27 protein-coding genes and 1 tRNA gene are annotated in these 25,630 nt (G+C 60.4%); 15 read left to right on the top strand and 13 right to left on the bottom strand.

Annotated features, from left to right (window positions below; genetic code table 11):
• Together QD461_RS22275 and QD461_RS22270 are read right to left on the bottom strand one after the other, a co-directional pair.
• The coding region (locus tag QD461_RS22275; protein WP_414089698.1) for a PfkB family carbohydrate kinase at positions 1 to 257 on the bottom strand (257 nt) is incomplete at its 3' end.
• A gap of 101 nt (positions 258 to 358) precedes the next feature.
• Positions 359 to 1,537 (bottom strand): DNA recombination protein RmuC, encoded by a 1,179-nt coding sequence (locus QD461_RS22270; RefSeq protein ID WP_414089697.1) that lies wholly within the window; start codon positions 1,535 to 1,537, stop codon positions 359 to 361.
• A gap of 186 nt (positions 1,538 to 1,723) precedes the next feature.
• Between QD461_RS22270 and def the strand changes: the two genes are divergently transcribed.
• The 4 genes from def to arsC all read left to right on the top strand — a co-directional run bounded on the left by def (position 1,724) and on the right by arsC (position 4,555).
• Positions 1,724 to 2,239: a peptide deformylase gene (def, locus tag QD461_RS22265; protein WP_184706538.1), complete on the top strand. Its 516-nt coding sequence runs from the start codon at positions 1,724 to 1,726 to the stop codon at positions 2,237 to 2,239.
• Between the two features lie 183 nt (positions 2,240 to 2,422).
• Positions 2,423 to 3,370 carry a methionyl-tRNA formyltransferase gene (fmt, locus tag QD461_RS22260; RefSeq protein ID WP_414089696.1) on the top strand — a complete coding sequence of 316 codons (948 nt, stop codon included), beginning with the start codon at positions 2,423 to 2,425 and terminating at the stop codon, positions 3,368 to 3,370.
• Positions 3,370 to 4,176 carry a tRNA pseudouridine(38-40) synthase TruA gene (truA, locus tag QD461_RS22255; protein ID WP_414089695.1) on the top strand — a complete coding sequence of 269 codons (807 nt, stop codon included), beginning with the start codon at positions 3,370 to 3,372 and terminating at the stop codon, positions 4,174 to 4,176. Before fmt ends, truA begins: the two co-directional genes overlap by 1 nt.
• Positions 4,154 to 4,555, top strand: coding sequence for an arsenate reductase (glutaredoxin) (gene arsC, locus QD461_RS22250; protein ID WP_414089694.1), 402 nt, complete (start codon positions 4,154 to 4,156; stop codon positions 4,553 to 4,555). Before truA ends, arsC begins: the two co-directional genes overlap by 23 nt.
• Before the next feature lie 9 nt (positions 4,556 to 4,564).
• Here arsC and QD461_RS22245 read toward each other — a convergent pair whose 3' ends face one another.
• From QD461_RS22245 to dapD, 3 genes are all read right to left on the bottom strand, one after another.
• Positions 4,565 to 5,164 carry a hypothetical protein gene (locus tag QD461_RS22245; protein ID WP_414089693.1) on the bottom strand — a complete coding sequence of 200 codons (600 nt, stop codon included), beginning with the start codon at positions 5,162 to 5,164 and terminating at the stop codon, positions 4,565 to 4,567.
• Positions 5,151 to 6,344: a succinyl-diaminopimelate desuccinylase gene (gene dapE / locus QD461_RS22240; RefSeq protein WP_414089692.1), complete on the bottom strand. Its 1,194-nt coding sequence runs from the start codon at positions 6,342 to 6,344 to the stop codon at positions 5,151 to 5,153. Before dapE ends, QD461_RS22245 begins: the two co-directional genes overlap by 14 nt.
• A 158-nt stretch (positions 6,345 to 6,502) precedes the next feature.
• A complete protein-coding gene (dapD, locus tag QD461_RS22235; protein WP_414089691.1) occupies positions 6,503 to 7,360 on the bottom strand; it encodes a 2,3,4,5-tetrahydropyridine-2,6-dicarboxylate N-succinyltransferase in 858 nt (285 codons plus the stop codon).
• 215 nt (positions 7,361 to 7,575) lie between these two features.
• Between dapD and QD461_RS22230 the strand changes: the two genes are divergently transcribed.
• Positions 7,576 to 8,463 carry an LOG family protein gene (locus QD461_RS22230; RefSeq protein ID WP_184706552.1) on the top strand — a complete coding sequence of 296 codons (888 nt, stop codon included), beginning with the start codon at positions 7,576 to 7,578 and terminating at the stop codon, positions 8,461 to 8,463.
• A 116-nt stretch (positions 8,464 to 8,579) separates the two neighbouring features.
• On the opposite strand, the gene QD461_RS22225 is transcribed toward QD461_RS22230, so the two are convergent.
• Positions 8,580 to 9,224: a calcium-binding protein gene (locus QD461_RS22225; RefSeq protein WP_414089690.1), complete on the bottom strand. Its 645-nt coding sequence runs from the start codon at positions 9,222 to 9,224 to the stop codon at positions 8,580 to 8,582.
• Positions 9,225 to 9,337: 113 nt separating this feature from the next.
• A complete protein-coding gene (locus QD461_RS22220; protein WP_414089689.1) occupies positions 9,338 to 10,042 on the bottom strand; it encodes a pyrimidine 5'-nucleotidase in 705 nt (234 codons plus the stop codon).
• Between the two features lie 216 nt (positions 10,043 to 10,258).
• Here QD461_RS22220 and QD461_RS22215 point away from each other — a divergent pair, with 216 nt between their 5' ends.
• Positions 10,259 to 11,029 carry an isocitrate lyase/PEP mutase family protein gene (locus QD461_RS22215; protein WP_414089688.1) on the top strand — a complete coding sequence of 257 codons (771 nt, stop codon included), beginning with the start codon at positions 10,259 to 10,261 and terminating at the stop codon, positions 11,027 to 11,029.
• Here the strand turns inward: QD461_RS22215 and QD461_RS22210 are convergent, their stop codons facing one another.
• Positions 11,030 to 11,926: a LysR family transcriptional regulator gene (locus tag QD461_RS22210; RefSeq protein WP_414089687.1), complete on the bottom strand. Its 897-nt coding sequence runs from the start codon at positions 11,924 to 11,926 to the stop codon at positions 11,030 to 11,032.
• Between the two features lie 145 nt (positions 11,927 to 12,071).
• Between QD461_RS22210 and QD461_RS22205 the strand changes: the two genes are divergently transcribed.
• A complete protein-coding gene (locus QD461_RS22205) occupies positions 12,072 to 12,914 on the top strand; it encodes an oxidoreductase (protein ID WP_414089686.1) in 843 nt (280 codons plus the stop codon).
• Positions 12,915 to 12,976: 62 nt separating this feature from the next.
• On the opposite strand, the gene argB is transcribed toward QD461_RS22205, so the two are convergent.
• Positions 12,977 to 13,864 carry an acetylglutamate kinase gene (argB, locus tag QD461_RS22200; RefSeq protein WP_004120889.1) on the bottom strand — a complete coding sequence of 296 codons (888 nt, stop codon included), beginning with the start codon at positions 13,862 to 13,864 and terminating at the stop codon, positions 12,977 to 12,979.
• A gap of 179 nt (positions 13,865 to 14,043) precedes the next feature.
• Here argB and QD461_RS22195 point away from each other — a divergent pair, with 179 nt between their 5' ends.
• The 3 genes from QD461_RS22195 to QD461_RS22185 all read left to right on the top strand — a co-directional run bounded on the left by QD461_RS22195 (position 14,044) and on the right by QD461_RS22185 (position 15,960).
• On the top strand, positions 14,044 to 14,586 hold the full coding sequence (locus QD461_RS22195) for a sigma-70 family RNA polymerase sigma factor (RefSeq protein WP_414089685.1): 543 nt from the start codon (positions 14,044 to 14,046) through the stop codon (positions 14,584 to 14,586).
• Positions 14,583 to 15,296 carry an anti-sigma factor domain-containing protein gene (locus tag QD461_RS22190; protein WP_414089684.1) on the top strand — a complete coding sequence of 238 codons (714 nt, stop codon included), beginning with the start codon at positions 14,583 to 14,585 and terminating at the stop codon, positions 15,294 to 15,296. Before QD461_RS22195 ends, QD461_RS22190 begins: the two co-directional genes overlap by 4 nt.
• Positions 15,297 to 15,402: 106 nt before the next feature.
• On the top strand, positions 15,403 to 15,960 hold the full coding sequence (locus QD461_RS22185; RefSeq protein ID WP_414089683.1) for a fasciclin domain-containing protein: 558 nt from the start codon (positions 15,403 to 15,405) through the stop codon (positions 15,958 to 15,960).
• Between the two features lie 79 nt (positions 15,961 to 16,039).
• On the opposite strand, the gene yihA is transcribed toward QD461_RS22185, so the two are convergent.
• Positions 16,040 to 16,699 carry a ribosome biogenesis GTP-binding protein YihA/YsxC gene (yihA, locus tag QD461_RS22180; RefSeq protein WP_184706570.1) on the bottom strand — a complete coding sequence of 220 codons (660 nt, stop codon included), beginning with the start codon at positions 16,697 to 16,699 and terminating at the stop codon, positions 16,040 to 16,042.
• Positions 16,700 to 16,871: 172 nt separating this feature from the next.
• On the opposite strand from yihA, the gene QD461_RS22175 reads away from it, so the two are divergent.
• Together QD461_RS22175 and QD461_RS22170 are read left to right on the top strand one after the other, a co-directional pair.
• Positions 16,872 to 17,702: an AraC family transcriptional regulator gene (locus QD461_RS22175; RefSeq protein ID WP_414089682.1), complete on the top strand. Its 831-nt coding sequence runs from the start codon at positions 16,872 to 16,874 to the stop codon at positions 17,700 to 17,702.
• 105 nt (positions 17,703 to 17,807) lie between these two features.
• The gene (locus tag QD461_RS22170; RefSeq protein WP_414089681.1) at positions 17,808 to 18,764 is read left to right on the top strand and encodes an alpha/beta hydrolase family protein; all 957 of its coding nucleotides are present in this window, start codon (positions 17,808 to 17,810) and stop codon (positions 18,762 to 18,764) included.
• A gap of 99 nt (positions 18,765 to 18,863) precedes the next feature.
• Here QD461_RS22170 and yidC read toward each other — a convergent pair whose 3' ends face one another.
• From yidC to rpmH, 3 genes are read right to left on the bottom strand one after another with little or no spacing between them, the layout of a single operon-like run.
• Complete coding sequence (yidC, locus tag QD461_RS22165; protein WP_184706704.1) at positions 18,864 to 20,666, bottom strand: membrane protein insertase YidC; 1,803 nt, start codon at positions 20,664 to 20,666, stop codon at positions 18,864 to 18,866.
• Complete coding sequence (gene rnpA / locus QD461_RS22160) at positions 20,666 to 21,067, bottom strand: ribonuclease P protein component (RefSeq protein ID WP_414089680.1); 402 nt, start codon at positions 21,065 to 21,067, stop codon at positions 20,666 to 20,668. The genes yidC and rnpA overlap by 1 nt, the downstream gene beginning before the upstream one ends.
• A 25-nt stretch (positions 21,068 to 21,092) precedes the next feature.
• On the bottom strand, positions 21,093 to 21,227 hold the full coding sequence (gene rpmH, locus QD461_RS22155) for a 50S ribosomal protein L34 (RefSeq protein WP_041677194.1): 135 nt from the start codon (positions 21,225 to 21,227) through the stop codon (positions 21,093 to 21,095).
• Positions 21,228 to 21,629: 402 nt separating this feature from the next.
• Between rpmH and QD461_RS22150 the strand changes: the two genes are divergently transcribed.
• The 3 genes from QD461_RS22150 (at position 21,630) to QD461_RS22140 (ending at position 25,532) form a co-directional block, all read left to right on the top strand.
• Complete coding sequence (locus tag QD461_RS22150; RefSeq protein WP_414089679.1) at positions 21,630 to 23,639, top strand: methyl-accepting chemotaxis protein; 2,010 nt, start codon at positions 21,630 to 21,632, stop codon at positions 23,637 to 23,639.
• A gap of 170 nt (positions 23,640 to 23,809) precedes the next feature.
• Positions 23,810 to 25,330 carry an ATP-binding protein gene (locus tag QD461_RS22145; RefSeq protein ID WP_414089678.1) on the top strand — a complete coding sequence of 507 codons (1,521 nt, stop codon included), beginning with the start codon at positions 23,810 to 23,812 and terminating at the stop codon, positions 25,328 to 25,330.
• Between the two features lie 125 nt (positions 25,331 to 25,455).
• Positions 25,456 to 25,532 (top strand) — tRNA-Arg (locus QD461_RS22140).
• Positions 25,533 to 25,630: the final 98 nt, after the last annotated feature.

Genomic DNA, 25,630 nt, shown 5'->3' with positions numbered 1-25,630 from the left:
GAGACGTGCTTGACGGTCGAAAGATCGGTACCGGCAGCGTCGAGCAGAGCAAGTGCCGGTTCCGCAAAGCTGTCATTGCCGACCGCGCCGCTGAGCTGCACCGTTGCACCTGCACGGCGCGCGGCAAGCGCCTGATTGGCACCCTTACCACCGGCTGCCGTGGCAAAGCCGTTACCGGCGACGGTTTCTCCCGGCTTCGGCAAGCGATCCGTGGTGGCGATAAGGTCCATATTGATGGAGCCGAAGATAGTGATCATGCGATATCCTGCCCTGGGTTCTGTCCTGCCCGATCCTGCCTGGAGGCCATCTTATCTCTTTTAGGATCGTGCATCGATTGGGCGCGACACTGCCGAAGCGATCAGTCTTCGTCAACCACCCTCAACTTGAGTTGGCTCGTGCGGTTGTCGACCGGCTTGGATCTTTCCTCCGGTCGCGTCTTGGCAGGCTCTTTCGCGGCCTCGAATTCCAGCGCCTCGATCCGCTCGCCGCGTCTCGCAAGCTTGTCGGCCGAGGTGACGATCATGTCGACATCCTTTTGTGCCATGGCGAAATGGCCCTGCAGCTTGCGCACCCGCTCGTCGAGCCGCGAGAGATCGTCCATCAAATGCGCCACTTCGCTCTGGATGACGTGAGCCTGCTCGCGCATGCGCTGGTCCTTCAGCACTGCCTGGATGACCTGGATTGACAGCATTAGCAGGGAGGGCGAGACGATGACGATGCGGGCACGTTGCGCCTTTTGCACGATCGCCTCGAAATTCTCGTGGATCTCGGCAAAGATCGACTCGGACGGCACGAAGAGGAAGGCCGTGTCCTGCGTTTCGCTCGGGATGAGATACTTCTCTGAGATGTCGCGGATATGCAGTTCCAGATCCCGGCGAAACTGCTGAGCGGCGATCTTGCCATGCTCGGGGCTTGCCGCAGCGCGAATGGCGTTCCAGGCTTCCAGCGGAAACTTGGCATCGATGACAAGCGGCGGCGAACCGTTCGGCATGCGAATGGTGCAATCCGGCCGCGAGCCGTTCGATAGCGTCGCCTGAAACGCATAGGCACCCATTGGCAGCCCATCGGCGATGATAGTTTCCATGCGGGCCTGGCCGAAGGCGCCGCGCGTCTGCTTGTTGGACAGAATAGCCTGCAGGCCGACGACATCCTTCGCCAGCGTCTGGATATTCGTCTGTGCGGCATCGATGACGGCAAGCCTCTCCTGCAGGCGGCGCAGGTTTTCATGCGTCGAGCGCGTCTGCTCGCCGATTGTCGCGGTTACGCGCTGTGACATGCCGTCCAGCCGCTGGCCGATGGCCTGATTTAGCTCGGCCTGCCTCGAGCCGAAGACTTCGGCCATGGCGGCGAGCCGTCCCTGCATCTCCGCCTGCGACCGCAGCAGCGCGGCCATCGTGTGCTCAGCGTCGAGCGCATCGTCTTCCGCTCGTGCCTTGCTGCGGACGAAGAGGACGATCACCGCGATAGCAAGCAGAATGACGAGGCCGGTCAGAAGCTGGACCGTGGAAATGGCTTGGCCGAAGAGGATGAAGGACATGAAACCTGGCGCGCTCGTGGAAGTCTTCTTCGCACCATAACAAAATCGTGGCGAATATCCAGATCAAACCGTGAACAAAATTTCGAGACGGCCTGCGAGTGCCTAGATCGCCGTCGACGAAAAAACACAACACCACCACCATCTTGGCGATTCCATCGCACCGCAAGATGCGTTATGGGAGACGTCATGACGATCAAGCCACTCATCATTTTGCCCGATCCGCTGCTCCGTCAGGCTTCAAAGCCTGTCGAGCAGATCGATACTGAAATTCAGCGTCTCGCCGACGATATGCTGGAAACCATGTATGATGCGCCCGGCATCGGCCTTGCGGCGATCCAGATCGGCGTTCCCCGCCGTCTCCTGGTCATCGATGTTGCGCGCGAAGGCGAAGAGAAGAAGCCGCTCGTGTTTATCAATCCGGAAATCGTCGCTTCGTCCGACGAGCGTTCGGTCTACGAGGAAGGCTGCCTTTCCATTCCGGATTACTATGCCGAAGTGGAGCGCCCGGCGCGCGTCACCGTCAAGCATCTGGACCGCAACGGCAAGGAGCAGCTCACCGAGGCTGACGGCCTGCTGGCGACCTGCGTGCAGCACGAGATCGACCACCTGAACGGCGTGCTGTTCATCGACCATATTTCGCGCCTGAAGCGCGAGATGGTGATCAAGAAGTTCACCAAGGCCGCCAAGGCCAAGGCTCTCTGAGGCATTTCCTGGCAAAGGCCGCTTCATTTGGTGCTGCGGCCTTTGTTCGCTACGATGCGGAGACCGGAACGATCGATCACCGCGCCTGACCTGTCCGATGACGGCTAGCGTTTGACCCCGATGGCGCAAAGGCCGCCGGAATCCGGTCGCTCGAATCTTCATACTTTAAGCCGGATGGATCGCATGTCGCTCAACATCATTTTCATGGGAACGCCCGAATTCTCCGTACCGACATTGCGGTCCTTGATCGATGCCGGGCATAAGGTTCGTGCGGTCTATACGCAGCCGCCGCGCCCAGGTGGCCGGCGCGGGCTTGATCTGCAGAAGTCGCCGGTTCATCAGGCGGCCGAGTTGCTGGGCCTGCCTGTTTTCACTCCAGTCAACTTCAAGGATCCGGACGAGCGCCAGCGTTTTCGCGATCTGGATGCGGATGTCGCTGTCGTCGTGGCTTACGGCCTGCTGCTGCCGGAGGCGATTCTGTCAGGCACGCGCCTTGGTTGCTACAACGGCCATGCCTCGATGCTGCCGCGTTGGCGCGGTGCGGCCCCTATCCAGCGGGCGATTATGGCTGGTGACGCCAAGACCGGCATGATGGTCATGAAGATGGATAAGGGGCTCGATACCGGCCCGGTTGCGCTCACACGCGAAGTCGAGATCGGCGACACCATGACTGCAGGCGAACTCCACGACAGGCTGATGCTCCTGGGCGCGAAAGCCATGGCCGAGGCGATGAACAAGCTGGAGCATGATGAGCTGCCGCTGACGACTCAGCCGTCCGAAGGCGTTCTTTATGCCGCCAAGATCGACAAGGCCGAGACCCGCATCGATTTCGGCAAGCCGGCGGCCGATGTCCATAATCACATTCGCGGCTTGTCGCCTTTCCCAGGTGCCTGGTTCGAAGCCGAAATTGCCGGTCGGCCAGAGCGCATCAAGGTGCTGGGCTCGGAACTGTCCGAAGGCAATGGAGAGCCCGGCAAAGTGCTGACGGACGATCTCATCATTGCCTGTGCCACTGCCGCTGTTAGGCTCACCAAGCTGCAGAAGGCGGGCGGCAAGCCCTTGGCGGCCGCCGATTTCCTGCGCGGTACGCCGATTGCGCCAGGCACCCTGCTTGCCTCGGAGCAAGCCTGATGCCGCGTTACAAAATGACCGTCGAATATGACGGCATTCCCTATGTCGGCTGGCAGCGCCAGGAGAACGGTCCTTCCGTGCAGGGGGCGATCGAGGGCGCTATCCGGTCTTTGACCGGCGAAACGGTCTCGATCCGCGGCGCGGGACGCACGGATTCCGGTGTGCATGCCATGGGACAGGTGATGCATGCCGATCTTTCCAAGGAATGGAAGATCTACACGCTGCGCAACGCGCTCAACGCCCATTTGCGGATGGCCGGCGATCGTGTTGCCATTCTCGATATCGAAGAGGTCGATGCGAGCTTCGACGCGCGCTTTTCGGCCATTCGCCGCCATTACCTCTATCGCATCATCACCCGCCGGGCGCCTCTGGCATTGGAAGCCGGGCGCGCGTGGTGGGTGCCGAAGGATATGGATCATGAGGTCATGCATGCCGCCGCGCAGACCCTTGTCGGCCGGCACGATTTCACCACTTTCCGCTCGGCCCATTGCCAGGCAAACAGCCCGGTGCGCACGCTCGACCGGCTGGATGTGACGCGCAGTGGCGAGTTGATCGAGATCCGCGCCACGGCGCAGAGCTTCCTGCACAATCAGATCCGCTCCTTCGCCGGCACGCTGAAGCTCGCAGGCGAAGGCAAGTGGACGCCCGACGATGTGCGTGCGGCACTGGAGGCTCGGGATCGCAAGGCCTGCGGCCCCGTCGCCCCGCCGGACGGGCTCTATTTCATGCAGGTGGACTATCGCGACGGCGCCGGTGCTGCCGGCGGCGAAGGAGAGAATGCCGATGACGGTGAAGATCTATCATAATCCTGTCTGCGGCACCTCGCGCAATACGTTGGCGATGATCCGCCAGTCCGGCGAGGAACCTGTCGTCGTTGAATACCTGAAGATGCCGCCCAGTCGTGAAGAACTGGTGGAGCTGATAGCTGCCACGGGCCTTCCGGTTCGCGATCTGCTTCGGCAAAAGGGAACGCCCTATGACGAACTCGGCCTCGGCAATCCATATCTCACCGACGATCAACTGCTCGACCGGATGATCGAACACCCGATCCTGATCAATCGTCCGATCGTGGTGACCGAGAAGGGCGTGCGCCTCTGCCGTCCCTCTGAGCTCGTACTGGATATCCTGCCGAATCCGGATATCGGTCCGTTCACGAAAGAAGGCGGCGAAGTGATGGCGCGATAGGCGCCGGCCTCAACCCGGTGGATAGACGCCGAGGAAGCGCTGCAGGAAGTCCGTCAGTAGCATGCTGGGGATCATCAGCACCAGCGTCAGCGCACCGATGAAGAGCGGATGAGCACCGCAGATCATCCTGAGGATGCGCGCCATCGAGAAGATGATCGCCATCATCAACACCAGCCATAGCAGCGCCACCAGCCCGCTGGAGCCGGGGACGAAGGCGATCAGCGCAATGAGCAGTGCGTTCAGATAGGACGTCGGTACCCCAAGCCAGTTCACCGTGACCACGATCGGCGCAAACTTGTCGCCGAACCGGAAGATGAGCAGCAGCAGGCCCGCGAGAACGAGCGGGATCACCCAGTTTGCAGCTTCGACCAGCGCCAGCCGCAGGAAGAAAGCAAGGCCCGTCGCCGTTTCGGGCGGCATGGCAATTAGGTAGGCCTGTCGCCACCAGAGCCAGGAAATGCCGATCGGCGGCAGGCACCAGAGAATGGCCCAGAAGGACCGCAGCATGCCGCGGTCCGATATGTCGAGATACTGAAAGCCGCGCGCATCCATGCGGATCAGCAGCCATAGGCCGGACAGGTAGTATTGGACTTCCTTAAAGGTCGGCATTCTCGAACCAGCGCTTGATGAAGGTCTGGTAGATCTCGGTCAGCGTTTCGAGATCCGAGACTGCGACGCGTTCGTCCACCATATGCATGGTCTTGCCGACCAGGCCGAATTCCACGACCGGGCAATAGTCCTTGATGAAGCGGGCGTCCGAGGTGCCTCCCGTCGTCGAAAGCACAGGCCTTTGACCTGTTGTGTTTTCGATGGCGGAAGAGAGCGAGGCGATCAGCGCATTGTTGCGAGTCAGGAAGACGTGGCTGGGCCGTTCCGACCAGGTAATGTCGTACTTTGCCGGCGCCCGCCCGGGCCGCAGCGTTTCATCGGCGGCTGCCGCGTCGAGACGGGCGACAATCGCGGCCTTCAGCGCCTCGGCCGTCCAGGTGTCGTTGAAACGGATGTTGAAAGCAGCGGTCGCCCTGGCGGGGATAACGTTGGTCGCGGCGTTGCCGACATCGATCGTCGTCACTTCGAGGTTGGACGGCTGGAAATTATCGGTGCCGGCATCGAAGGGCGGGTCGAGCAGCGCCTCGGTCAGCTTGACGATGCTGCGCACCGGATTGTCGGCAAGGTGCGGATAGGCCGCATGGCCCTGAACGCCGTGAACCGTAATGAAACCGGAGATCGAGCCTCGGCGGCCGATCTTGATCATGTCGCCCAGCCGGTCCGGATTGGTCGGTTCGCCGACGAGCGATGCATCCCAGGTCTCGCCGCGTTCGGCGGCCCATTGCAGCAGCTTGACCGTGCCGTTGATCGCCGGCCCTTCTTCATCGCCTGTTATCAAAAAGGAAATCGAGCCGGCGGGCTTGCCGTGCTTTTCGATATGACGCGCCACGGCGGCCACGAAGCAGGCGATACCGCCCTTCATGTCGACAGCGCCGCGGCCGAAAAGCTCTCCGTCTGCGATGTCGGCGGCAAAGGGCGGATGGCTCCAGGAGGCGGCATCACCGACCGGGACGACATCCGTATGCCCGGCAAACATCAGATGCGGCCCGTCCGTGCCGAGGCGTGCATAGAGGTTTTCGATATCGGGCGTTCCCGGTTCGGTCGCCGTCATGCGGTCGACCTTGAAGCCGAGCGGCGACAGCATGTCAGCAAGTGCGGTCAGCGCCCCGCCTTCGGCAGGCGTGACGGAAGCACAGCGAATGAGGGTCTGCAGATTGGTGACGGGATCGGTAACGGTCATCGGGGACAATTTATCCGGCGGGAAATGGCAAAGCGATGGCAAAGGGTCGACGACGAGCCGAAATTCTTTGCTGCGATTCCAGCAATCGCACAGGCATGCTTACCCGGCAAGCATAAGGGAAGCGCGATGTGGCAACCGCGCTTCCAAAAGTTTCAAGATCAGTCGCGCAGCAGCTCGTTGATGCCGGTCTTCGAGCGGGTCTTTTCATCAACGCGCTTGACGATGACGGCGCAATAGAGGCTCGGGGCCGGTTGGCCGTTTGCCATGGTGTTACTGCTCGGCAGCGAGCCGGCGACGACCACCGAGTAAGGCGGAACTTCGCCATAGGTGATCTCGCCGGTAGCACGATCGACGATCTTGGTGGACTTGCCGATGAAGACGCCCATACCGAGCACCGAACCTTCGCGGACGATGCAGCCTTCGACGACTTCCGAGCGGGCGCCGATGAAGCAATTATCTTCAATGATCGTCGGGCCTGCCTGCATCGGCTCCAGAACGCCGCCGATGCCGACGCCGCCGGAGAGATGAACATGCTTGCCGATCTGCGCGCAGGAGCCGACGGTTGCCCAGGTGTCGACCATGGTACCTTCACCGACATAGGCGCCGAGATTGACGAAGGACGGCATCAGGATGGCGTTTGGAGCGATATAGGCGGAGTGACGCACGACTGCGTTCGGCACGGCACGGAAGCCGGCTTCGCGGAAGCGATTCTCGCCCCAGCCTTCAAACTTTGAGGGAACCTTGTCCCACCAGGTGGCATTGCCCGGGCCGCCTTCGACGACCTTCATGTCGTTAAGGCGGAAGGAGAGCAGAACCGCTTTCTTGAGCCACTGATTGACGGTCCAGTTGCCGTCTGCACCGCGCTCGGCGACGCGAACCTTGCCGCTATCGAGGAGGTTGAGTGCTGTCTCGACGGCGTCGCGGACTTCGCCGCGCGTCGCGGTGTTCACATTGTCGCGATTGTCGAAGGCAGCCTCGATGGACTTTTCGAGGGAGGCGAGATCGTTAGCGCTCATGGGAATTCCTTAAAACGTCAGTGCCTATCGTGTTTTCCGGCAGCGGCTCCGGATATGGTCGATTGGTCCTATAGCATGGAGCCTGAAAATGGAATGTCTTTTCGGCGCCGATTGAGCTTGGAATCAAGGCGTTGTAGGGGCATATGCAAGAGCTTGGCTATTCGCGCCTTCGCGCGAGAATGGCTCGTCACGATCGATTCGAAAGGCATGAATAGATGAGCAAGTCGAAGAACGGCAGGCTGCGGCGCAAGGATGGGGTATGGGACCCCTTGAAGACGAGCTCGGCGGACAAGAAGCGCGCAGAATCCGTGCCGCGCACGCCACAGTCGATGTCGCCCTCCTACCGGCTTGCCTATGCCGATGAGGATTTTCTGTGTCGCGAGGAGTTGCGGCCGATCCGTCTGCAGCTGGAATTGCTGAAGACCGAGATGTCTTTGACCGAGAAGGGCATCAAGTCGACCGTCGTGATGTTCGGCGGCGCCCGTATCCCTGCACCCGGCACCAATGCCTGGGCCGCGCGCAACGACGTGCAGCGCGCCAATCTCGAGGCCGCATCGGTCTATTACGAAGAGGCGCGCAAGTTCGCGCGGCTTTGCTCCCGCTATTCGGCTGGCTTCGATTTCCATGAATATGTCGTCGTCACCGGCGGCGGCCCGGGCGTGATGGAAGCCGGCAATCGCGGCGCAGCCGAAGAGGGCGCCCCTTCGATCGGCCTCAACATCGTCCTGCCGCACGAGCAGGCGCCGAATGTCTACGTGACGCCGGAACTGAGTTTCAATTTCCACTATTTCGCGATCCGCAAGATGCATTTCATGGTGCGCGCCAAGGCGATCGCGGTGTTCCCGGGCGGCTTCGGCACGATGGACGAGCTGTTCGAATGCCTGACGCTCATCCAGACCGGCCGGATGGAGCGCCTGCCGCTCATTCTCTTCGGCGAAAAATTCTGGCGCAGCATCATCAATTTCGATGCGCTTGCCGAATTCGGCACCATCGCCCCCGACGACGTCAACCTAATCAGCTTCGTCGATACCGCGGAAGAAGCCTGGAAGATCGTCGCGGATTTCTACGAGCACGACAACGGCCACAACGAAAACGGCCATTGAAAACGAAAGGCCCGCCGTCGCATGAGCGAGGGCGGGCTTTTGCTATGACATTTCGGTCAAAGCGCGAGCCGTGAAATGCGATGGCATTCATTCCGGATCGCTAGAGATCAGTCGGCCTACAGCAGCGGCCGGTTCGGCATATCGTCCAGCGAGATCACACCGTCATGGTTGCGGTCCATTCGGTCGAAGAGCTTGTTGGCCGCATCTTCGGCCTCCTGCTTGCTGATCTGGCCGTTTTCATCCTTGTCGACGCGGTGGAACATCATCAAACCGCGCATCATGCCTGCTTCGTGCATAAAGCGGCCGCGCGGCCGGTGGTGATGCCGTCCGCCGTCGTTGTCCTTGTTGCCGGCATCCGCCTGGTCGCCGTTTGCCTGATCCGGCTTGGTTTGATCGGTCTTGGCCTGATCGTTGCCGTCGGCCTTGGCGCGTTCGGCCTTCCATTCCTTGAAGCGTTCCTGGCGATAGGCGCGCAGTTCGCCGGGCGTAATCTGGCCATCGTGGTTGGTGTCGATCTGGTCGAAGAGCTTGTCGACGCCGGCTTTGACCTCATCCCGCGTGACCTTGGTGTCGCCGGGTTGGCCGAATTGTTTCAGCATGCGCACATAGACGATTTCCGGTGAAAAGCGGGGGCCATGCCAGTGCCTGCCGTGATGACCGCCTCTTGCTTCATCGCCTTGGGCAGCGAAGCTAGCCTGAGCGGCACCGCCCACCAGAAGGGCTGCGGAAAGCCCTGCAAGAAGAATTTGTTTCCCGTTCATCGTTTTTCCTTTCGTGTCGAGGAATGGTCAAACGATACGGCCGGCCGTCAAAAACGACCAATTAAACCTCTGTAACGCTGATGAAACTTTCGTAACCCCAGCCTTATGAATGGTTAGATCAGCGCTTTGAGGAAGGCCGTGAGGTCGTCGGTCACATAGTCGATGTGGTCGTCTTCGCCGGTCGTGCGCTCCCACCATTCGACATTGGTCGCCTCGATGTTTTGAGGCACGAGCAGCACCGTCTTCATACCGAGCGCCTTAGGCACGGTGAGGTTGCGCGGCAGGTCCTCGAACATCGCCGCCTTCTTGGTGTCGACACGATTGAGACTCATGAACTTGTCATAGGTGCTGCCAGCGGGTTTCGGCACGTAATCGGCAGCGACTATATCGAAGATGCCGTCGAAATTGTCGAGAATGCCCAGCGCGCCGGCGGTTGTCTCGGCATGCTTCACGCTGCCGTTGGTGAAGATGAATTTGCGCCCCGGCAGCGCCTTGATGGCGGCGGCCAGCTCGGGCTGCGGCGTCAGTGCCGAATAGTCGATCGCATGTGCCCGCTCGAGAAAATCAATGGGGTCGATGCCGTGATGGATCATCAGCCCCTGCAGGGTCGTGCCATGCTCAAGATAATATTGTTTCTGCAGCTTGCGCGCATCTTCCCGCTCCATCTGCAGCAGGGCCGAGACATAGGCGGTCATGTTCAAGTCGATCTGCGCGAAGAGATCGACATGATGCGGATAGAGAGTGTTGTCGAGATCGAACACCCAATCGCGGATGTCTGAGAAATCTGACGGCTCAGATAGCGTTTTTGGCTGGCTCATGGTCGCGGTTATGACACGCCGCCTCGGCCAAGGAAAAGGAAAAATATTCATGCTGCCGCATATAGGCCTTGCGGACATTGCCGGTTGATCCAATGCCGGCTATGATTCCACCATTGATTTCCGGGGTTTTGCTCTATTTGCTGGTGAGGGAGGGCTTGAGCCCTTTCGGGTGATGGAGAGGAAATTGCCCGGCCGGGCTTTTCGGAAGGGGATGCGATGAGTCAGGTGGAAAAGGCGCAGGAGTTTGCGCGGCTGCACAAGAAGGGCGAGCCGCTGATCCTTTTCAATATTTGGGATGCCGGTTCGGCCAAGGCGGTTACGGAGGCGGGTGCGAAAGCGCTGGCCACGGGCAGCTGGGCAGTTGCTGCGGCCAACGGCTTCGGGGACGGGCAGGCTATTCCGCTCTCGCTGCTGGCGGTCACTGCCAAGCTGATTTCGGTGACGAGCCACTTGCCTCTGTCGGTCGATTTCGAGGGCGGATATGCCGTCGAACCCGAGGAAGTCGCCACCAATGTCGAAAAGATCGTCGATCATGGCGCCATCGGCATCAATTTCGAGGACCAGGTCATCGGCGGGCACGGCGTTCATCCGATCGAGGCTCAGGTCGCCCGCATTCGCGCTATCAGGGAGATGGCTGATCGGCGCGAACTTCCCTTGTTCATTAACGCCCGCACTGATCTTTTCCTTCAGGAAAGCGATACGGCCCACCATCAGATCCTGCTCGACGATGCCTTCAAGCGCGCCGATGCTTTTGCGGAGGCGGGAGCCAGCGGCTTCTTCGCGCCGGGTCTTGTCGATCCGGAATTGATCGGAGCTCTCTGCGAGCGTTCCCCCCTGCCGGTCAACATCATGGTCCGGCCGACGACGCCGGATAACCAGACCATGGCTGATCTGGGTGTCAGCCGCATCAGCTATGGCGCTGCGCCTTATCGCTCCATCATGGGAATGCTGAAGAGCGAAGCCGAGGCGGTCTATCGGCAAGACTGATCACGCAAGCACGACCTTGGTTGCCAGAGCGCGTGCAATGAAATTCTGCACAGCGGCCGAGCGTTCGTCGCGACGTGTCGCGAGTGTCAGCCGTGCGATCGGTCCATTGTCCGAGATGGGAACATAGGCAACGCCCGGAACTCGGATTTGAGCAATTGCCGCCGGTACCAGCGAAACGCCGAGTTCCACGGCAATCAGATTGGCGATCGACGTGATCTGCGGTGCGATCTGTCCGAGGATCGGTTCAAAGCCCGCTTGTCGGCAGGCGGCGATGATCCCGTCGAACAAGCTCGGGCCGGCAGCGCGCGGAAACAGCACGAAGATTTCTTCGGACAGGGCAGAGAGAGGCAGGCTTTCCTTCGCTGCCAGCGGATGGCCCGAGGGCAGGGCGATCATCATGGCTTCGTCGGCAAGTGCGTGTGACCGGAAAGCGGGCGGGTCGGTGTCGCCCGGCCGAATGAAGGCCGCATCCAATTCCTCCGCCTCAAGCCGTTCCAGCAATCGGGTCGTGTGTGCCTCCTCCAACGTCAGGTCAATTTCCGGATAGGCGCGGCGAAAGCTGCGTACGGATGACGGTACGATCGGACTGAAGGCCGCCGAACCGGTGAACCCGATCCGTAGTCGCCCGAGTTCGCCGCGCGCCGCCTTCAACGCCAGTCCTTTGGCTTGCTCGGCCCTTGCCACGATCACCTGCGCTTCAGTTAGAAAGACCTCGCCCGCCTGGGTCAGTTCGACTCCATGCGGCAGGCGGCGAAACAGCGGTGCGCCGATTTCCTCCTCCAGATCGCGGATCTGATTGCTGAGCGGCGGTTGACCGATACCTACCCGTCGCGCCGCCCGCGTGAAATTCAGCTCCTCGGCGACGGCTAGAAAATATTTGAGGTGGCGCAGTTCCATTCATAGCTCTCCAGGTCAGCGGTGGCATATCTTTAAAATATGAACAAAGCCACAGCAATATATTGGACTGGCAGTCATGCCGTCTCCACCTAGGCGAAGTGCGACCACTATCGAGCGTGGGCACGCCAACAAGCAAGGAGACCCCATGAGTTCGAAAGACAGCAAGTTATTCCTGATCACCGGCGTCAGTTCCGGTTTCGGTCGAGCCTTCGCCGAGGCGGCGCTTGTCGCTGGCCATTGCGTTGCCGGCACGGTTCGCGATGCGGATGGCAAGGCGCGATTCGAAGCGATCTCTCCGGAGCGGGCCAAGGCCGTGTTGCTCGATGTCACCGATTTCGGCGCGATCGAGCCCGCGGTCGCCGGCATCGAGGCGGAGATTGGACCGATCGACGTGCTCATAAACAATGCCGGTTACGGCCATGAGGGCACACTGGAGGAATCGCCGCTCGACGAGATGCGGCGCCAGTTCGATGTCAATGTCTTCGGAGCCGTCGCCATGATCAAGGCGGTATTGCCCTTCATGCGCCGCCGTGGTGTCGGGCACATCATCAATATCACTTCGATGGGCGGTTTCATCACCATGCCCGGCATTGCCTATTACTGCGGCAGCAAATTCGCGCTGGAGGGCATCAGCGAGGTGTTGGCGAAAGAGGTGAAGGGCTTCGGCATCGACGTGACCGCTGTCGCGCCCGGATCGTTCCGCACCGATTGGGCTGGGCGCTCCATGGTGCGCTCCGGCCGCAGCATCGCCGACTACGATGAGCTGTTCGATCCGATCCGGAAGGCACGCGAGCAAAAGAGCGGCAATCAGGCCGGCGACCCGCATAAGGCAGCTGCCGCCATATTGGCGCTGGTCGCGTCCAAAAACCCGCCCGTCCATCTGCTGCTCGGGACCGACGCGCTGAATTTGGTGCGGGAGAAGCTCGCCGTCTTCAGCGAGGAGATCGCTGTCTGGGAAGATCTGACCCGCTCAACCGATTTCGGTTGAGCGCATCGCATCGGGCAATGAAAAGATACGCCCTTACCCCGCTCGGGGAGGGCGCATTGTCCCTAAGGAACGATCAGCGTGCCGGCGCCGCGCTCGGTGAAGATTTCGAGCAGTACCGAGTGAGCCGTCTTGCCGTTGAGGATGACGACGCCCTGAACACCGGCCTTGATGGCGTCGATGCAGGTCTCGACCTTCGGGATCATGCCGCCGGAAATCGTGCCGTCAGCGATCAGGGCATGTGCCTGGGCGACGGACAATTCCTTGATCAGCTGGCCCTGCTTGTCGAGGACACCCGGAACGTCTGTAAGGAACAGCAGGCGCGTGGCGCTGAGCGCACCGGCGATCGCACCGGCAAAGGTATCGGCGTTGATGTTGTAGGTGGCGCCGTCGCGGCCTGGAGCGACCGGAGCGATGACGGGGATCATCTCCGACTTGGCAAGCAGGTCGAGCAGCGTGCGGTCGACTTCGACCACTTCGCCGACGAAGCCGAGATCGAGCACGCGCTCGATGTTGGAATCCGGATCCTTGATGGTTTTGTGCGCCTTTTCGGCGAAGACCATGTTGCCGTCCTTGCCGCAAAGGCCGATCGCCCATTCGCCGGTCTGGTTGATCAGCGCGACGATTTCCTTGTTGATCGAACCGGCAAGCACCATTTCGACGATCTCGACCGTCTTGGCGTCGGTGACGCGCAACCCGCCTTCGAACTTCGACTCGATGCCCATCTTCGTCAGCATGGCGCCGATCTGCGGGCCGCCGCCGTGGACGACGATCGGGTTGACACCCGATTGCTTTAACAGGGCGATGTCGGCTGCAAATGCCTTGCCGAGCTCGACGTTGCCCATGGCGTGACCACCGTATTTCACAACGATGGTTTTGTTTTCGTAACGCTGCATGTAGGGCAGCGCCTGCGCGAGTAGGCTGGCTTGAAGTTCGCTGTGGGCTTCGGACATGGTGCACCCTTCGAAAATGTTCGCGGCCTTTTATCTCAAGTTTTTGACAGAGGGAATAATGATGTCGGCATAAGTTGATGCTGTGTCACAATAGCGCTGTCAAAATTGATCGCGTCGGCGAGGTTGCCTGGGCGCACTTTTGTCTTAATGTTGGGCCAGGCGTCTGAGTGGGGTGTTGGATGGCGGCGAGCGAGGAGACGGAAGCGCTGATCGGCCATGTCGCCATGCGCGACCAAAAGGCCTTCGCGGCGCTCTACAAACGCACCAGCCCGAAACTCTATGGTGTTTGCCTGCGTATCATAGGCAATAGAACAGACGCGGAAGAGGTCTTGCAGGAAGTCTACGTCAGGATATGGCAGCGTGCCGAGCAGTTTGCCCCTTCCCAGGGGTCGGCTATGCCCTGGCTGGCGGCGATTGCGCGCAATCGATCCATCGATTTCGTTCGTGCCCGTAAGCCTGTTGCCGACGAATTCGACAGCGCATACGATCTCGCCGATACAGAACCAGACCCGGAAGAGCAAGCAATCGCGAAGGGAGAAGGCAGGCGGATTGACAGGTGCATGGAAGAGTTGGAAGCTGATCGCGCCCGGGCTGTTCGCAGCGCCTATGTCGAGGGTTTGAGCTACCAGGAACTCGCCGATCAACACTCGGTACCTTTGAATACCATGCGCACCTGGCTGCGCCGGAGCCTGATCAGACTAAGAGAGTGCATGGACCGATGAGTACGCCCGATCAAAGCAAGGGAGGCCGCTCCCGCGACGAAGTCCTGGCCGGAGAATACGTGCTTGGCGTGCTCTCGCTGGAGGATCGGCAGAAGGTCGAGAGACGCATGCGCAGCGACCGCCAGTTCGCGGCCATCGTCAGCCGCTGGGAGCAGAATCTCTCGGAATTCAACGAGGAATACGAATCGGCAACGCCCGCGAAAGCGGTGTTTCCGAAGATCGAAAAGCGGATTTTTGGGGAAGCCGCGCTTGGCGCCCATCTTTGGAAGTCGCTCGTACTCTGGCGCTCGGTCGCCTTCGGTTCGCTGTTTCTGGCGGCCGGTGTTCTGGTCTTTGCTATCACGAATGAAGCGAGTCTCCGTCCCGCCCCCGGCAAGCAGCTCACCGCATCCCTTTCCGGCCAGAACAGCGCCGTCAATCTTCTTGCCAATTACGATGTCGCCAATGGCCGCTTGAAAGTGACGCCGGTCGCTGCCGGCAAGCCGGATGAGAAGTCGCTGGAACTCTGGCTGATTCGCGGCAGCGATCCCGCCGAGGCTCTGGGTATCCTGCCGCAGACCGGTGAGGGCGAGATCAGCCTGCCGCCGGAGCTTCACAGCAAATTGACCGAAGGCGCCATCATCGCCATCAGCGTCGAGCCTTTCGGGGGCTCGCCGACAGGCAAGCCAACAGGCAACGTGGTTGCCTCCGGCACGATCCAAGTGCCCTGACGAATTCCTCTTCAGAAAACGTCATCGGCTGAAACTCTTCTCCATACGCCTGCGTACCTTCCTTTGACCCCGACTGATCGGGGCAAAAAGAGGAAGAGGACAAGTCATGATCAAGACCGTGATTCGCATCGGCGCGTTGGCAGCAATGGTTTCGGCCGGAGCGAGCCTGGCCTACGCCAAGGACCCCATGGTGGGCGGGGCGGCGATGTACGCAAGCAAGAATATCATTCAGAATGCCGTGAATTCAAAAGACCACACGACGCTGGTCGCTGCCGTGAAGGCAGCAGGGCTTGTGGACACGCTCGAAGGCAAAGGCCCCTTCACCGTCTTCGCGCCGACCAATGAAGCCTTCAAGCAGCTGCCTCCGGGCACGGTCGACAACCTGCTGAAGCCGGAGAACAAGGCAACGCTGGTCAAGGTGCTGACTTGCCATGTCGTCGCCGGTGACGATATGGCCGCCGCTCTCAAGAAATGGGCGATGAGCAAGGGTGGCGAGTACGATTTGAAAACAGTCGGCGGCTGCACCATCAAGGCCATGGAAAAAGGCGGCAAGCTGACGTTGATCGATGAGGCCGGCGGCACCGCTCACGTCACCATCGCCGACGTCAAGCAGTCGAACGGCGTGATCCATGTCGTCGACAAGGTGTTGTTGCCGAAGACGTGATCCTCCGCGGCAACACGGCCGCCGCTCTCGCCAAGCGGCATAGAGCGGCGGCCTCATCGCATGGATTCGAATGAATTGTTCAGACGTCGATGCCGACCGTGAGCCCAATGGCCTCGCGCAGTTCCTGAAGGCCGGCGCCCTTTTCCGAGGAAGTGGCGAGAATGCCGGGATAGGCGGCCGGGCGCTTGCGGATTTTCTCCGCTGTGTCGGCGAGCAGTTTCGGCAGGCCCGCTTCCTTGATCTTGTCGGTCTTGGTGAGCACGATCTGATAGGACACGGCGGCCTTGTCGAGTAGGTCCAGAACCTCCGCATCGTTCTTCTTGATGCCGTGGCGGCTGTCGATCAGCACGTAGACGCGCTTCAGCGTCGTGCGCCCGCGCAGATAGTCGAACACCAGCTTCGTCCAGGCATCGACCTGATCCTTCGGCGCTTCTGCATAGCCGTAGCCGGGCATGTCGACCAGTGCCATCGGCGGCAGGTCGCCGCCTTCGCCGGAAAAGCCGTCTGGAACGAAATAGTTGAGCTCCTGGGTGCGCCCCGGCGTATTCGAGGTGCGCGCCAGGCCCTTATGTCCGACCAGCGCATTGATCAGCGACGACTTGCCGACATTCGAGCGTCCGGCGAAGGCCACTTCGAACGGCCCTTCCGGCGGCAGGAACTTCATCGACGGCACGCCGCGGATGAAGATCCACGGGCGCCCGAAAAGCGGCTTGTCGTCTTTTGTCGTCTGGTCGGCCATGCTCTCGGTCTTTTGCTTGAATGAGTGCATTGGCTTCGGGGTTTTATCCGCGAAAGTCAAGTTTTGATCGCCGAACGAAATCCAGTCGGCACGACGATGCTTGCCGAATTCGATCCAAAATCCGCAATTGCTGCACCGCACGGCCGCGAAAGCCGTGCTAAGGCTCGACGTCATGAAGACTGCAACGGAACATAGCTATCGCCGCCGCATCGCAAGGGTCATCGAAGCGATCATGCTTGATCCTTCGGCGCCGCATTCCATCGAAAGTCTGGCCGCGGTTGCCCATTTCTCACCGTTTCACTTTCATCGGCTCTACCGGGCGATGACGGGTGAAAGCGTTGCGGCCACGATCCGGCGCGTGCGGCTTGCTCAGGCGGCATATCAGCTGGTTGCAAACCCGGTCTCGATCACGGAGGCGGCGCTGGAGGCCGGCTACGATAGCTCACAGAGTTTCGCACGCGCCTTTCGCAGCTTGACGGGCCTCAGCCCGACGGAGTTTCAGATGCAGCAGCAGTCGATTGCGGCAAATCTGCCATCGGTCATGGTTGGCGATCGGCCGCATGTCACAGTACTCGGCCTGTCGCATGAAGGCCCGGCTCAGACGATCCCGCACACCTACCGCCGTCTTGCGCTGAAATTATCGGAGCGAGGACTGGTTTGGAGCGATCTGACGCGGATCGGCATCGGTTCCGGCGATCCAGAGCAGGATGAAGGGTTTCGTTATTTTGCGGGAGTGGTGCTTCCGGCCGATAGTGAGGTGACGGAAGGGCTCGAGCGATACGAGGTGCCGGGTGGCCGTTATGCCTGCTACCGGCTCGTCGGACCCTATGCGCTCATTTCCTCGACCTTCCAAACACTGTTCGGCAGCTGGTTGCCGCAAAGCGGCTTCGAGCCAGATGATCGCCCGGTCATCGAGCTCTATCTCAATCATCCGACCAAGGTGATGGAGCATGAAATCACCACCGATCTGCTGATCCCCATCCGCACCGTCGGCGTCGCCTAGCCACTCTCTATCGCTGACATCTCAGTCCCGAGCGAACGGAAGGCCGTGAGACGGTTCGCCGATGCTTGTTCTTTTGACTTTCATCATCATGTCCGGAGAAGAAAAATGCGCTTTTCGAAAATCGGGTTTCTCATCGTCTTCGCCTTAGCCTCAGTATCGGCTCAAGCCGCGGGCCTGGCGTCGATCAACGTGCCCGCCAGTGACGGTGGCCCGGCTTTGAGCGGTTTCGTCTGGTCGCCCTGCGCGACACCGCCTGGCGAGGTGCAACTGGGACCAGTTGCGCTGCCTGCGGTGCGCGACTGCCCGATCGTGGGCGAGAAACTGCCGTTGGTGATCGTGTCGCATGGACATGGCGGCGGCTCTCTCAATCATCACGATACAGCAGAGATGCTGGCAGATGCGGGTTTTCTGGTGGTCGCGTTGAACCATCCCGGCGACAACTTCTCCGATCTCAGCCGGGCGGGCGATATTTCGATCATGTTCCAGCGACCGGCGGACGTTAAGCGCCTGCTCGATTTCATCCTCGGCAAATGGTACGGCGCCGCAAAGGTCGATCCCGATCGCATCGGTTTCTTCGGCTTCTCGCGAGGCGGCTATACCGGTCTCGTGCTTGCCGGAGCAATGCCTGACTTTCGCGATCCCACGGTGTCTTGTCCTGAACCTGCTCCCATCTGTGGTGAAATTCGCCGCAATGAAATGCCGGCCGAACCGCTTGCCCGCGACGGGCGCATAAAGGCGCTCGTGCTTGCCGACCCGTTGAGCTTCTTTACGGACAAGAAGAGCTTGAAGTCCGTCGCCGCGCCCATTCAGCTCTGGAGTTCCGAGCATGGCGGTGATGGGGTGCTGCCTGAGAGCGTCGCGGCACTGGCCGCCAATCTGCCTGAAAAGCCCGACTTCCATGTCGTGTCGGCCTCAGCACATTTTGTTTTCCTGGCGCCATGTCCGCCTGCCTTGACCGCATTGCAGCCGGAGATCTGCACGGATCAGGAGGAGTTCGACAGGATCTCGTTTCACAAATCGTTCGATGGTGAGGTGCTGGCCTTCTTCCGTCGGCATCTCTGAGCAGGTCAGCATCCCAAGCGCTGTCGCGAACCTGCGCCTCATCTCGACAGCAAGCCGGTTGCGAAAAAGAAAAGCCCCGCCGAAGCGGGGCTTTTGCATTTATTTCGATGGCGCCGGTTTTCGTTTGAAGAGACCCTTCAGATTGTCGAAGAGCTCCACCTTCACGCCATGACGCTTCATGATGATCGACTGCTGGATCACCGAGAGAGTGTTGTTCCAGGCCCAATAGATCACGAGGCCGGCCGGGAAGCTTGCCAGCATGAACATGAATACCAGCGGCATCCAGTTGAAGATCATCGCCTGGGTTGGGTCCGGCGGCGTCGGGTTCATCCGCATCTGGAAGAACATGGTAACGCCCATGATCAGCGGCCAGACGCCGAGATGCAGGAAGGTCGGAGCCGCAAAGGGCAGCAGGCCGAAGAGATTGACGATCGAGGTGGGATCCGGAGCGGAAAGATCCTGAATCCAGCCGAAGAACGCCGCGTGACGCATCTCGATGGTGATGTAGATCACCTTGTAGAGCGAGAAGAAGATCGGGATCTGCAGGAGCACAGGCCAGCAGCCCGCGATCGGATTGATCTTCTCTTCCTTGTAGAGCTGCATGGTCGCCTGCTGCAGGCCCATGCGGTCGTCGCCGAACTTCGCCTTCAGCTCTTCCATCTTCGGCTGCATGCGCTTCATGTTCGCCATGGAGGCATATTGCCGGCTGGCGAGCGGGAAGAAGAGCGCCTTGACGACGATGGTCGTGCAGAGGATGGCGACGCCGAAATTGCCGAAGAAGCGGAAGAAGAAATCCATCAGCTTGAACATCGGCTTGGTGATGAAATAGAACCAGCCCCAGTCGATCAGGCGGTCGAAGCGCGGGATCGAATAGCTGGTTTCATAGCGATCGATGACCGGAACTTCCTTGGCGCCGGCGAAGACGAGATTTTTCAGCTCGATCGACTGGCTGGGAGCGACCGTGATCGCATCCTGCTTGTAATCGGCCTGATAACGCGGCGTGCCGTCGGCGAAATGCGAGAAGCGGGCGTCATAGGCCGTCGACTGCGGCGGCACGACGGTTGCGGCCCAGTACTTGTCGGTCATGCCGAGCCAGCCGCCGGTCGACTTTGCCGGTGTCGTGGCTTCCTTCTCGGTCGAAGCATATTTGGTCTCGATCAGGCCGTCATCGCCGATAACGCCGATGAAGCCTTCGTGCAGAACGTATGCGGAGGGCGTCTCAGGCTTGTTGTAGCGCGTAACGCGGCCATAGCTCGACAGAGAAACCGGAGCCTGGCTGCTGTTGGCGATCTTGTCGGTGATCGTGAACATATAGCGATCGTCGACGGAGATCGTGCGCGAGAAGGTGACGCCCTTGTCGTTGGTATAGGACAGCGTGACCGGCGTCTTGTCCGTCAGCTTGTCGCCGCCTGCGAGCTTCCACACGGTCGAAGGACCGGGAACCGCGCCGGTCGCGTCGTTGCCGACATAGCCGAGTTCGGTGAAGTAGCCGTCCTTGGTGTCGGCAGGGCTGAACAGCGTGATGATCGGGCTGCTCTTGTCGACGGTCTCGTGATAGCTCTTCAGACGCAGGTCATCGAGGCGAGCGCCTTCCAGGTTGATGGAACCGGCAAGCGCGGGCGTATCGATGACAACGCGCGAGGCTGCAGTCTTTTCGACCGACTGTTCGCGGGTAAGGACCGTCGACGTCGTCTGGCCGTTCGCCGGCAGCGCACCGTTCACTGCGGTCCCTGCGGCCGGAGACTGTGTCGTCTGAGCCTGCTGGGTCTGCTGATGCTGCTTGGCGGCCTGCTCGGCCTGGCGCTGCGCCTCGAGGCGCGGGTTCATATAGAAAAACTGCCAGCCGAGAACAATCAGCACGGACAGTGCAATTGCTATGAAGTAATTGCGGTTGTTTTCCATCATACTTTCCTGGAGCGGTCCGTTTCCGACCGCCGATGTTTCGGCCTGTTTTCGATGCGGCTTACGAGTTCGCTTGCCAGTTTTTCGAAAGGTGCGGTCAGCACATCGCGCCGCGCGACAACCACATAGTCGTGTCCGGGCTGCATTGCAAACCCGGCATGAAGACGCACGGCTTCTTTCAGCCTGCGCCGCATGCGATTGCGCTCCACTGCGTTGCCATGTTTTTTGGTAACGGTAAAACCAACGCGGGGTTCGGCGTCGGCAAGCTTGCGGTCCAGCATCTCTAGGAGAAAGAAGCCGCCCTTGCGCTTCTCGCCTTCACGGACTGCAAGAAACTGCGGCCGGCTTTTCAGCCGCCCGACAGTCCTTCTGGGTCGTTCATTCGTCAATTTGCCCGCCATCCTGGATCATCGGGCACTTCGGCCGTTAGGCCGAAAGACGCTTGCGGCCGCGGTTACGGCGAGCGGAAAGAACCGCACGGCCGCCCTTGGTAGCCATACGGGCACGGAAGCCGTGACGACGCTTGCGGACAAGCTTGGATGGTTGATAGGTACGCTTCATTTATTTAAACACCGCGGAGTGCGGCCCTTCTTGAGCTTTGCTTCAATAGCAAGGAGCGTTGTTGATTATGACGAACGGACTTGGCCCGCAAATACAGGCTCCATGACCGAACGTGCGCGGGCTTATAAGGATCAGGACCCCTAAAGTCAATTATACCGGCGCAGATTCCTTGAAATCCGGGATTCCCGCCTGTTGACGCAGGATCCCGGCGGCGTAGGGTCGATTGACGGCGCGCCACAACAATATTCGTAACTGCTGAAATACGACGAAGGAACAAGTATTGATCCACGCATTTTGACTAAAATTGCAGCAAGATAACATTAATGAATTTGGCCGATATCTGGATCCTACTGGCAAAACTCGTCCATTTCTGGCGATGCTGCCGGCCTTTGGGGGGATATCTTGAAAATACGCGGCAAAGTAAATCTGCTTGTACTCGTCATGACTGGGGCGGCGCTGCTGATCGGCGCCACCACTCTTTATGCTTTGCGTCAATACGACCAGAGACTGCAGAGTTACGAGCAGACTGCCAGCCGCGCCTATATGGGCGAGCATCTCAACCGCTATGTAACCGCGGTGGTCATGGAGGCGCGCGGCATTTATGCGGCCGCTTCGGCCAAAGATTCCAAGAGCTTCGCCGATGGGTTGCTGTCCGATCTCGACGAAATCGACAAGGTCCTGGCCTCCTGGTCACCCCTGGTGCCGGAAGCGCAGAAAGCCGACTTCGCCAAATTGCAGGCCCGCGCCCAGGAGTTTCGCGGCTTTCGCACGGAAACCGCCCGTCTTGGTGTGACCGAGGGTCCGGACGCTGCCGGCAAGCAGGGCAACAACGAGGCCAACCGCGCCAATCGCAAAGCCTTCCAAGCTGAGATCGACGCCGTCGTTCAGGCCGACAAGGCGGAACTTGCAAAGGCGGAAGCCGAGATCGCCGTCTTCCACAAGAACATCCTGTGGGTCGTTCTCAGCATCATGGTCGTCGGCATCGGCGCCGGCGTCGGTCTAGGCGCCTATATCGGTACAGTTCACCTGAGCCGCCCGATCCGCAAGGTCACTGACGCGATCAAGAAGGTGGCCGACGGCCAGTTCGATATCGAAGTGCCATTTGCGGGACGCGGCGACGAAATCGGTGAGATGGCCGCCGCCGTCGACGTCTTCAAGGAAAACGGCAATGCCGTGCGCCGCATGAATGCCGAAGAAATGGCGATGCGCGCCAGAAGCGACGAACTACAGTCCAGCATGTCGCTCGCCGTTTCGGCTGCAGCGGCCGGCGATTTCAGCCGCCGCATCGACAAGGATTACGGCGACGCCAATCTCAATCGCTTCGCCACCAATGTGAACGAGCTGCTTGTCAGCGTTGATGTCGGCATCGGCGAAGTCCGCCGCGTCATCGCAAGCCTGGCCGAGGGCGATCTGACCCAATCGATGAAGGGTGAATTCCAGGGCGCCTTTGCGGAGCTGCAGCAGAACGTCAATGCGACGCTTGCTACGTTGAAGAGCACGATGCGCGAAGTGCGCGAGACCACCGGCTCGATCAACTCCAACACCAACGAGCTGCGTCACGCCAGCGACGACCTCTCCAAGCGCACCGAACAGCAAGCGGCAGCGCTCGAGGAAACCTCGGCAGCGCTCGATCAGATCACTTCCGTCGTTCAGAATTCGACCGAGCGGGCACGCGAGGCGAGCGTCATGGTGGGCGAGGCCAAGGACGATGCCGCCCGTTCCGGCACCGTCGTTCGCAACGCGATTGATGCCATGGGCCGCATCGAGCAGGCGTCGGGCGAAATCAGCCAGATCATCGGCGTCATCGACGACATCGCCTTCCAGACCAACCTGCTGGCGCTCAACGCTGGCGTTGAGGCTGCGCGCGCCGGTGAGGCGGGCAAGGGCTTTGCCGTCGTCGCTCAGGAAGTGCGCGAGCTTGCCCAGCGTTCCGCCACGGCCGCCAAGGATATCAAGGCGCTGATCGGCAAATCCGGTGGCGAGGTGCAGGCCGGCGTCAAGCTGGTGCAGGCGACCGGCGAGGCGCTCTCGACCATCGAGGCGCGCGTGCTGAAGATCAACGATCACATCCACTCCATCGCGACGGCTGCACGCGAGCAGGCGACCGGCCTGTCGGAAGTCAACAATGCCGTGAACCAGATGGACGAAGTCACGCAGCGCAATGCCGCCATGGTCGAAGAGACCTCTGCTGCGACCCACCGCCTGGCAGGCGAGGCTGATGGCCTCGTACGGCTGGTCTCCCGCTTCAAGGTCGATGGAGGCAATGTTGCCGCTCCGATGGCGGCTCGCGCCGAAACGCATCGTCCGGCACCATCGCCGGCGCGCCGGATGATCGACAAGGTCGCAACGGCCTTCGGCGGCGGCGCTGGCCGCGCCACGGCCGCCGCCGCGCAGAATTGGGAAGAATTCTGATCTCGTTGCGATAGATGAGAGACGCGGTTGCGCCGGGCGCAGCCGCACTTGCCGTTGGCGCTATAGGGTCCCTTGATCGCGACTCGATTGGAAAAAAACCCACAATCGCCTATTATGCCATTTCGACAAGTCGCCATCAGGTCGCTTTGCGGCGAAGCGGGACATTTGAAATGGACAGTGAGCAGGGCGGAAACGTCGCAAGGGAGGGCAAGGCCGACAAGGTCGGCCTAGCCAGGCTTTGCAGGCCGACCGGCATCTTTGGCGGCCTCTCGGGCAAGCTCCTCATTCTCACGGTCGTTTTCATGTCTTTGGCCGAGGTTCTCATCTTCGTGCCCTCCGTCGCCAATATGCGGCTGCGCTGGTTGGAAGACCGGCTGAGCACGGCTGCTGCTGCTGCCATCGCCATCGACGGCCTGCAGACCGCCGAATTGCCTCGCGCGCTGCAGAAGGAAACACTGATGGCCACCGGCACGCGGGCCATCGTTCTGCGCAAGGACGGCACCTCGCGTCTGCTGGCGACAGCGGAAATGCCGGCCTCGGTCGACGACATGTACGATCTGAGCGATGTATCGCAGCTGACGGCCATCAAGGATGCGCTTCACACGCTCATCTTCGGTGGTAACCGCATCATTCGCGTCTTCGGACCCGTTGGCGGCGATGCCGGCACCGGCATCGAAGTGGTGCTGAAGGACACGCGCCTGCGCAACGCCATGCTTGCCTATTCGCGCAGCGTCTTCCTCGTTTCCATCCTGATTTCGCTCTTCACCGCTACGCTGATCTTCTTTGCGATCAACCGCATCATGATCCGCCCCATCCGCCGTCTCACCGACAGCATGCAGGCCTATTCCGACGACCCCGAAGATCCCGGCCGTATCCTCGTGCCCGATCGGGGACGCGATGAGCTTGCGGTCGCGGGCCGCCATCTCGCCGCCATGCAGACGCAGCTGCAGAAAACGCTGAAGCAGCAGAAGAACCTCGCCGCCCTCGGGCTTGCCGTTTCGAAGATCAACCACGACATGCGCAATATCCTCTCAGCCGCACAGCTGATGTCCGACAGGCTTGTCGATGTCGACGACCCGATGGTGAAGCGATTTGCACCCAAGCTGCTGCGCACCATCGATCGCGCCGTCGGCTATACGACCGAGGTGCTGTCCTATGGCCAGACGTCCGAATCGGCGCCGCGCCGGCGCAAGCTTCATCTCGTGGAGCTGATTGCCGAGGTTCGGGACATTCTGGCGATCGACCCGGAAAGCGGCGTCGAGTTCGTCGAGCAGCTCAATTCTGATCTTGAAGTCGATGCCGATAGCGAACAGCTGTTCCGCGTCATCCATAATCTCTGCCGCAACGCCCATCAGGCGCTGATTGCCTTTAGCGATGCAGAGCCGGGGAGCGTCAAGCGCATCACTGTGTCGGCGCATCGGATAGGAAGCGTCGTCAGCATCACCGTCGACGACACCGGCCCGGGCATGCCTCAGAAGGCGCGGGAGAATCTTTTCACCGCATTTCGCGGTTCCGCTCGTTCTGGAGGCACCGGCCTTGGCCTGGCAATCGCCCGCGAGCTGGTTCTTGCCCATGGCGGCACCATTGCGTTGGTGGAAAAACCGGTTGCGGGAACGCAATTCCGCATCGAGATTCCCGACCGCCCGGTATCTCTCGACGATTACCGCAGCAAAAGCTTGCAAGAAAGCTGATTGTTTTCAAACGCTTGTCACTATCTTGAACAAAAATGGCGATCTTTTTCACAAATCCGCTTGCATTCCCTCAAGGGACCCTTTAGAGAACCGCCCACACCGAACGGTTTCTTCCGTTTCGGCACGCACCCGTAGCTCAGCTGGATAGAGCACCAGACTACGAATCTGGGGGTCAGGAGTTCGAATCTCTTCGGGTGCGCCATTTCTTTCTTTGCAGATTTCTGATGATCGTGAGCGCCAGGTGTGGTCGCTCAAGCGTGCCGCCGGTACGGCTTTGCAGGTCTCATATCGGCGCGACCT

The sequence above is a fragment of the Rhizobium sp. BR 314 genome, from assembly GCF_047445805.1.
Classification (GTDB): domain Bacteria; phylum Pseudomonadota; class Alphaproteobacteria; order Rhizobiales; family Rhizobiaceae; genus Rhizobium; species Rhizobium lusitanum_B.
This window is presented reverse-complemented; position numbering and strand designations above follow the sequence as displayed.

What these genes read in the sequence shown, in the direction of transcription:
- QD461_RS22210 (WP_414089687.1), bottom strand. Translation starts at nt 11,926, where the DNA reads ATGGAACTGCGCCACCTCAAATATTTTCTAGCCGTCGCCGAGGAGCTG.
- rpmH (WP_041677194.1), bottom strand. Translation starts at nt 21,227, where the DNA reads ATGAAGCGTACCTATCAACCATCCAAGCTTGTCCGCAAGCGTCGTCAC.
- QD461_RS22145 (WP_414089678.1), top strand. Translation starts at nt 23,810, where the DNA reads ATGGACAGTGAGCAGGGCGGAAACGTCGCAAGGGAGGGCAAGGCCGAC.
- QD461_RS22245 (WP_414089693.1), bottom strand. Translation starts at nt 5,164, where the DNA reads ATGCCGACCTTTAAGGAAGTCCAATACTACCTGTCCGGCCTATGGCTG.
- QD461_RS22220 (WP_414089689.1), bottom strand. Translation starts at nt 10,042, where the DNA reads ATGAGCCAGCCAAAAACGCTATCTGAGCCGTCAGATTTCTCAGACATC.
- rnpA (WP_414089680.1), bottom strand. Translation starts at nt 21,067, where the DNA reads ATGGCGGGCAAATTGACGAATGAACGACCCAGAAGGACTGTCGGGCGG.
- QD461_RS22205 (WP_414089686.1), top strand. Translation starts at nt 12,072, where the DNA reads ATGAGTTCGAAAGACAGCAAGTTATTCCTGATCACCGGCGTCAGTTCC.
- QD461_RS22185 (WP_414089683.1), top strand. Translation starts at nt 15,403, where the DNA reads ATGATCAAGACCGTGATTCGCATCGGCGCGTTGGCAGCAATGGTTTCG.
- argB (WP_004120889.1), bottom strand. Translation starts at nt 13,864, where the DNA reads ATGTCCGAAGCCCACAGCGAACTTCAAGCCAGCCTACTCGCGCAGGCG.
- QD461_RS22170 (WP_414089681.1), top strand. Translation starts at nt 17,808, where the DNA reads ATGCGCTTTTCGAAAATCGGGTTTCTCATCGTCTTCGCCTTAGCCTCA.
- def (WP_184706538.1), top strand. Translation starts at nt 1,724, where the DNA reads ATGACGATCAAGCCACTCATCATTTTGCCCGATCCGCTGCTCCGTCAG.
- truA (WP_414089695.1), top strand. Translation starts at nt 3,370, where the DNA reads ATGCCGCGTTACAAAATGACCGTCGAATATGACGGCATTCCCTATGTC.
- dapD (WP_414089691.1), bottom strand. Translation starts at nt 7,360, where the DNA reads ATGAGCGCTAACGATCTCGCCTCCCTCGAAAAGTCCATCGAGGCTGCC.
- QD461_RS22190 (WP_414089684.1), top strand. Translation starts at nt 14,583, where the DNA reads ATGAGTACGCCCGATCAAAGCAAGGGAGGCCGCTCCCGCGACGAAGTC.
- arsC (WP_414089694.1), top strand. Translation starts at nt 4,154, where the DNA reads ATGACGGTGAAGATCTATCATAATCCTGTCTGCGGCACCTCGCGCAAT.
- QD461_RS22175 (WP_414089682.1), top strand. Translation starts at nt 16,872, where the DNA reads ATGAAGACTGCAACGGAACATAGCTATCGCCGCCGCATCGCAAGGGTC.
- QD461_RS22230 (WP_184706552.1), top strand. Translation starts at nt 7,576, where the DNA reads ATGAGCAAGTCGAAGAACGGCAGGCTGCGGCGCAAGGATGGGGTATGG.
- yidC (WP_184706704.1), bottom strand. Translation starts at nt 20,666, where the DNA reads ATGGAAAACAACCGCAATTACTTCATAGCAATTGCACTGTCCGTGCTG.
- dapE (WP_414089692.1), bottom strand. Translation starts at nt 6,344, where the DNA reads ATGACCGTTACCGATCCCGTCACCAATCTGCAGACCCTCATTCGCTGT.
- QD461_RS22225 (WP_414089690.1), bottom strand. Translation starts at nt 9,224, where the DNA reads ATGAACGGGAAACAAATTCTTCTTGCAGGGCTTTCCGCAGCCCTTCTG.
- QD461_RS22270 (WP_414089697.1), bottom strand. Translation starts at nt 1,537, where the DNA reads ATGTCCTTCATCCTCTTCGGCCAAGCCATTTCCACGGTCCAGCTTCTG.
- QD461_RS22195 (WP_414089685.1), top strand. Translation starts at nt 14,044, where the DNA reads ATGGCGGCGAGCGAGGAGACGGAAGCGCTGATCGGCCATGTCGCCATG.
- yihA (WP_184706570.1), bottom strand. Translation starts at nt 16,699, where the DNA reads ATGGCCGACCAGACGACAAAAGACGACAAGCCGCTTTTCGGGCGCCCG.
- QD461_RS22215 (WP_414089688.1), top strand. Translation starts at nt 10,259, where the DNA reads ATGAGTCAGGTGGAAAAGGCGCAGGAGTTTGCGCGGCTGCACAAGAAG.
- fmt (WP_414089696.1), top strand. Translation starts at nt 2,423, where the DNA reads ATGTCGCTCAACATCATTTTCATGGGAACGCCCGAATTCTCCGTACCG.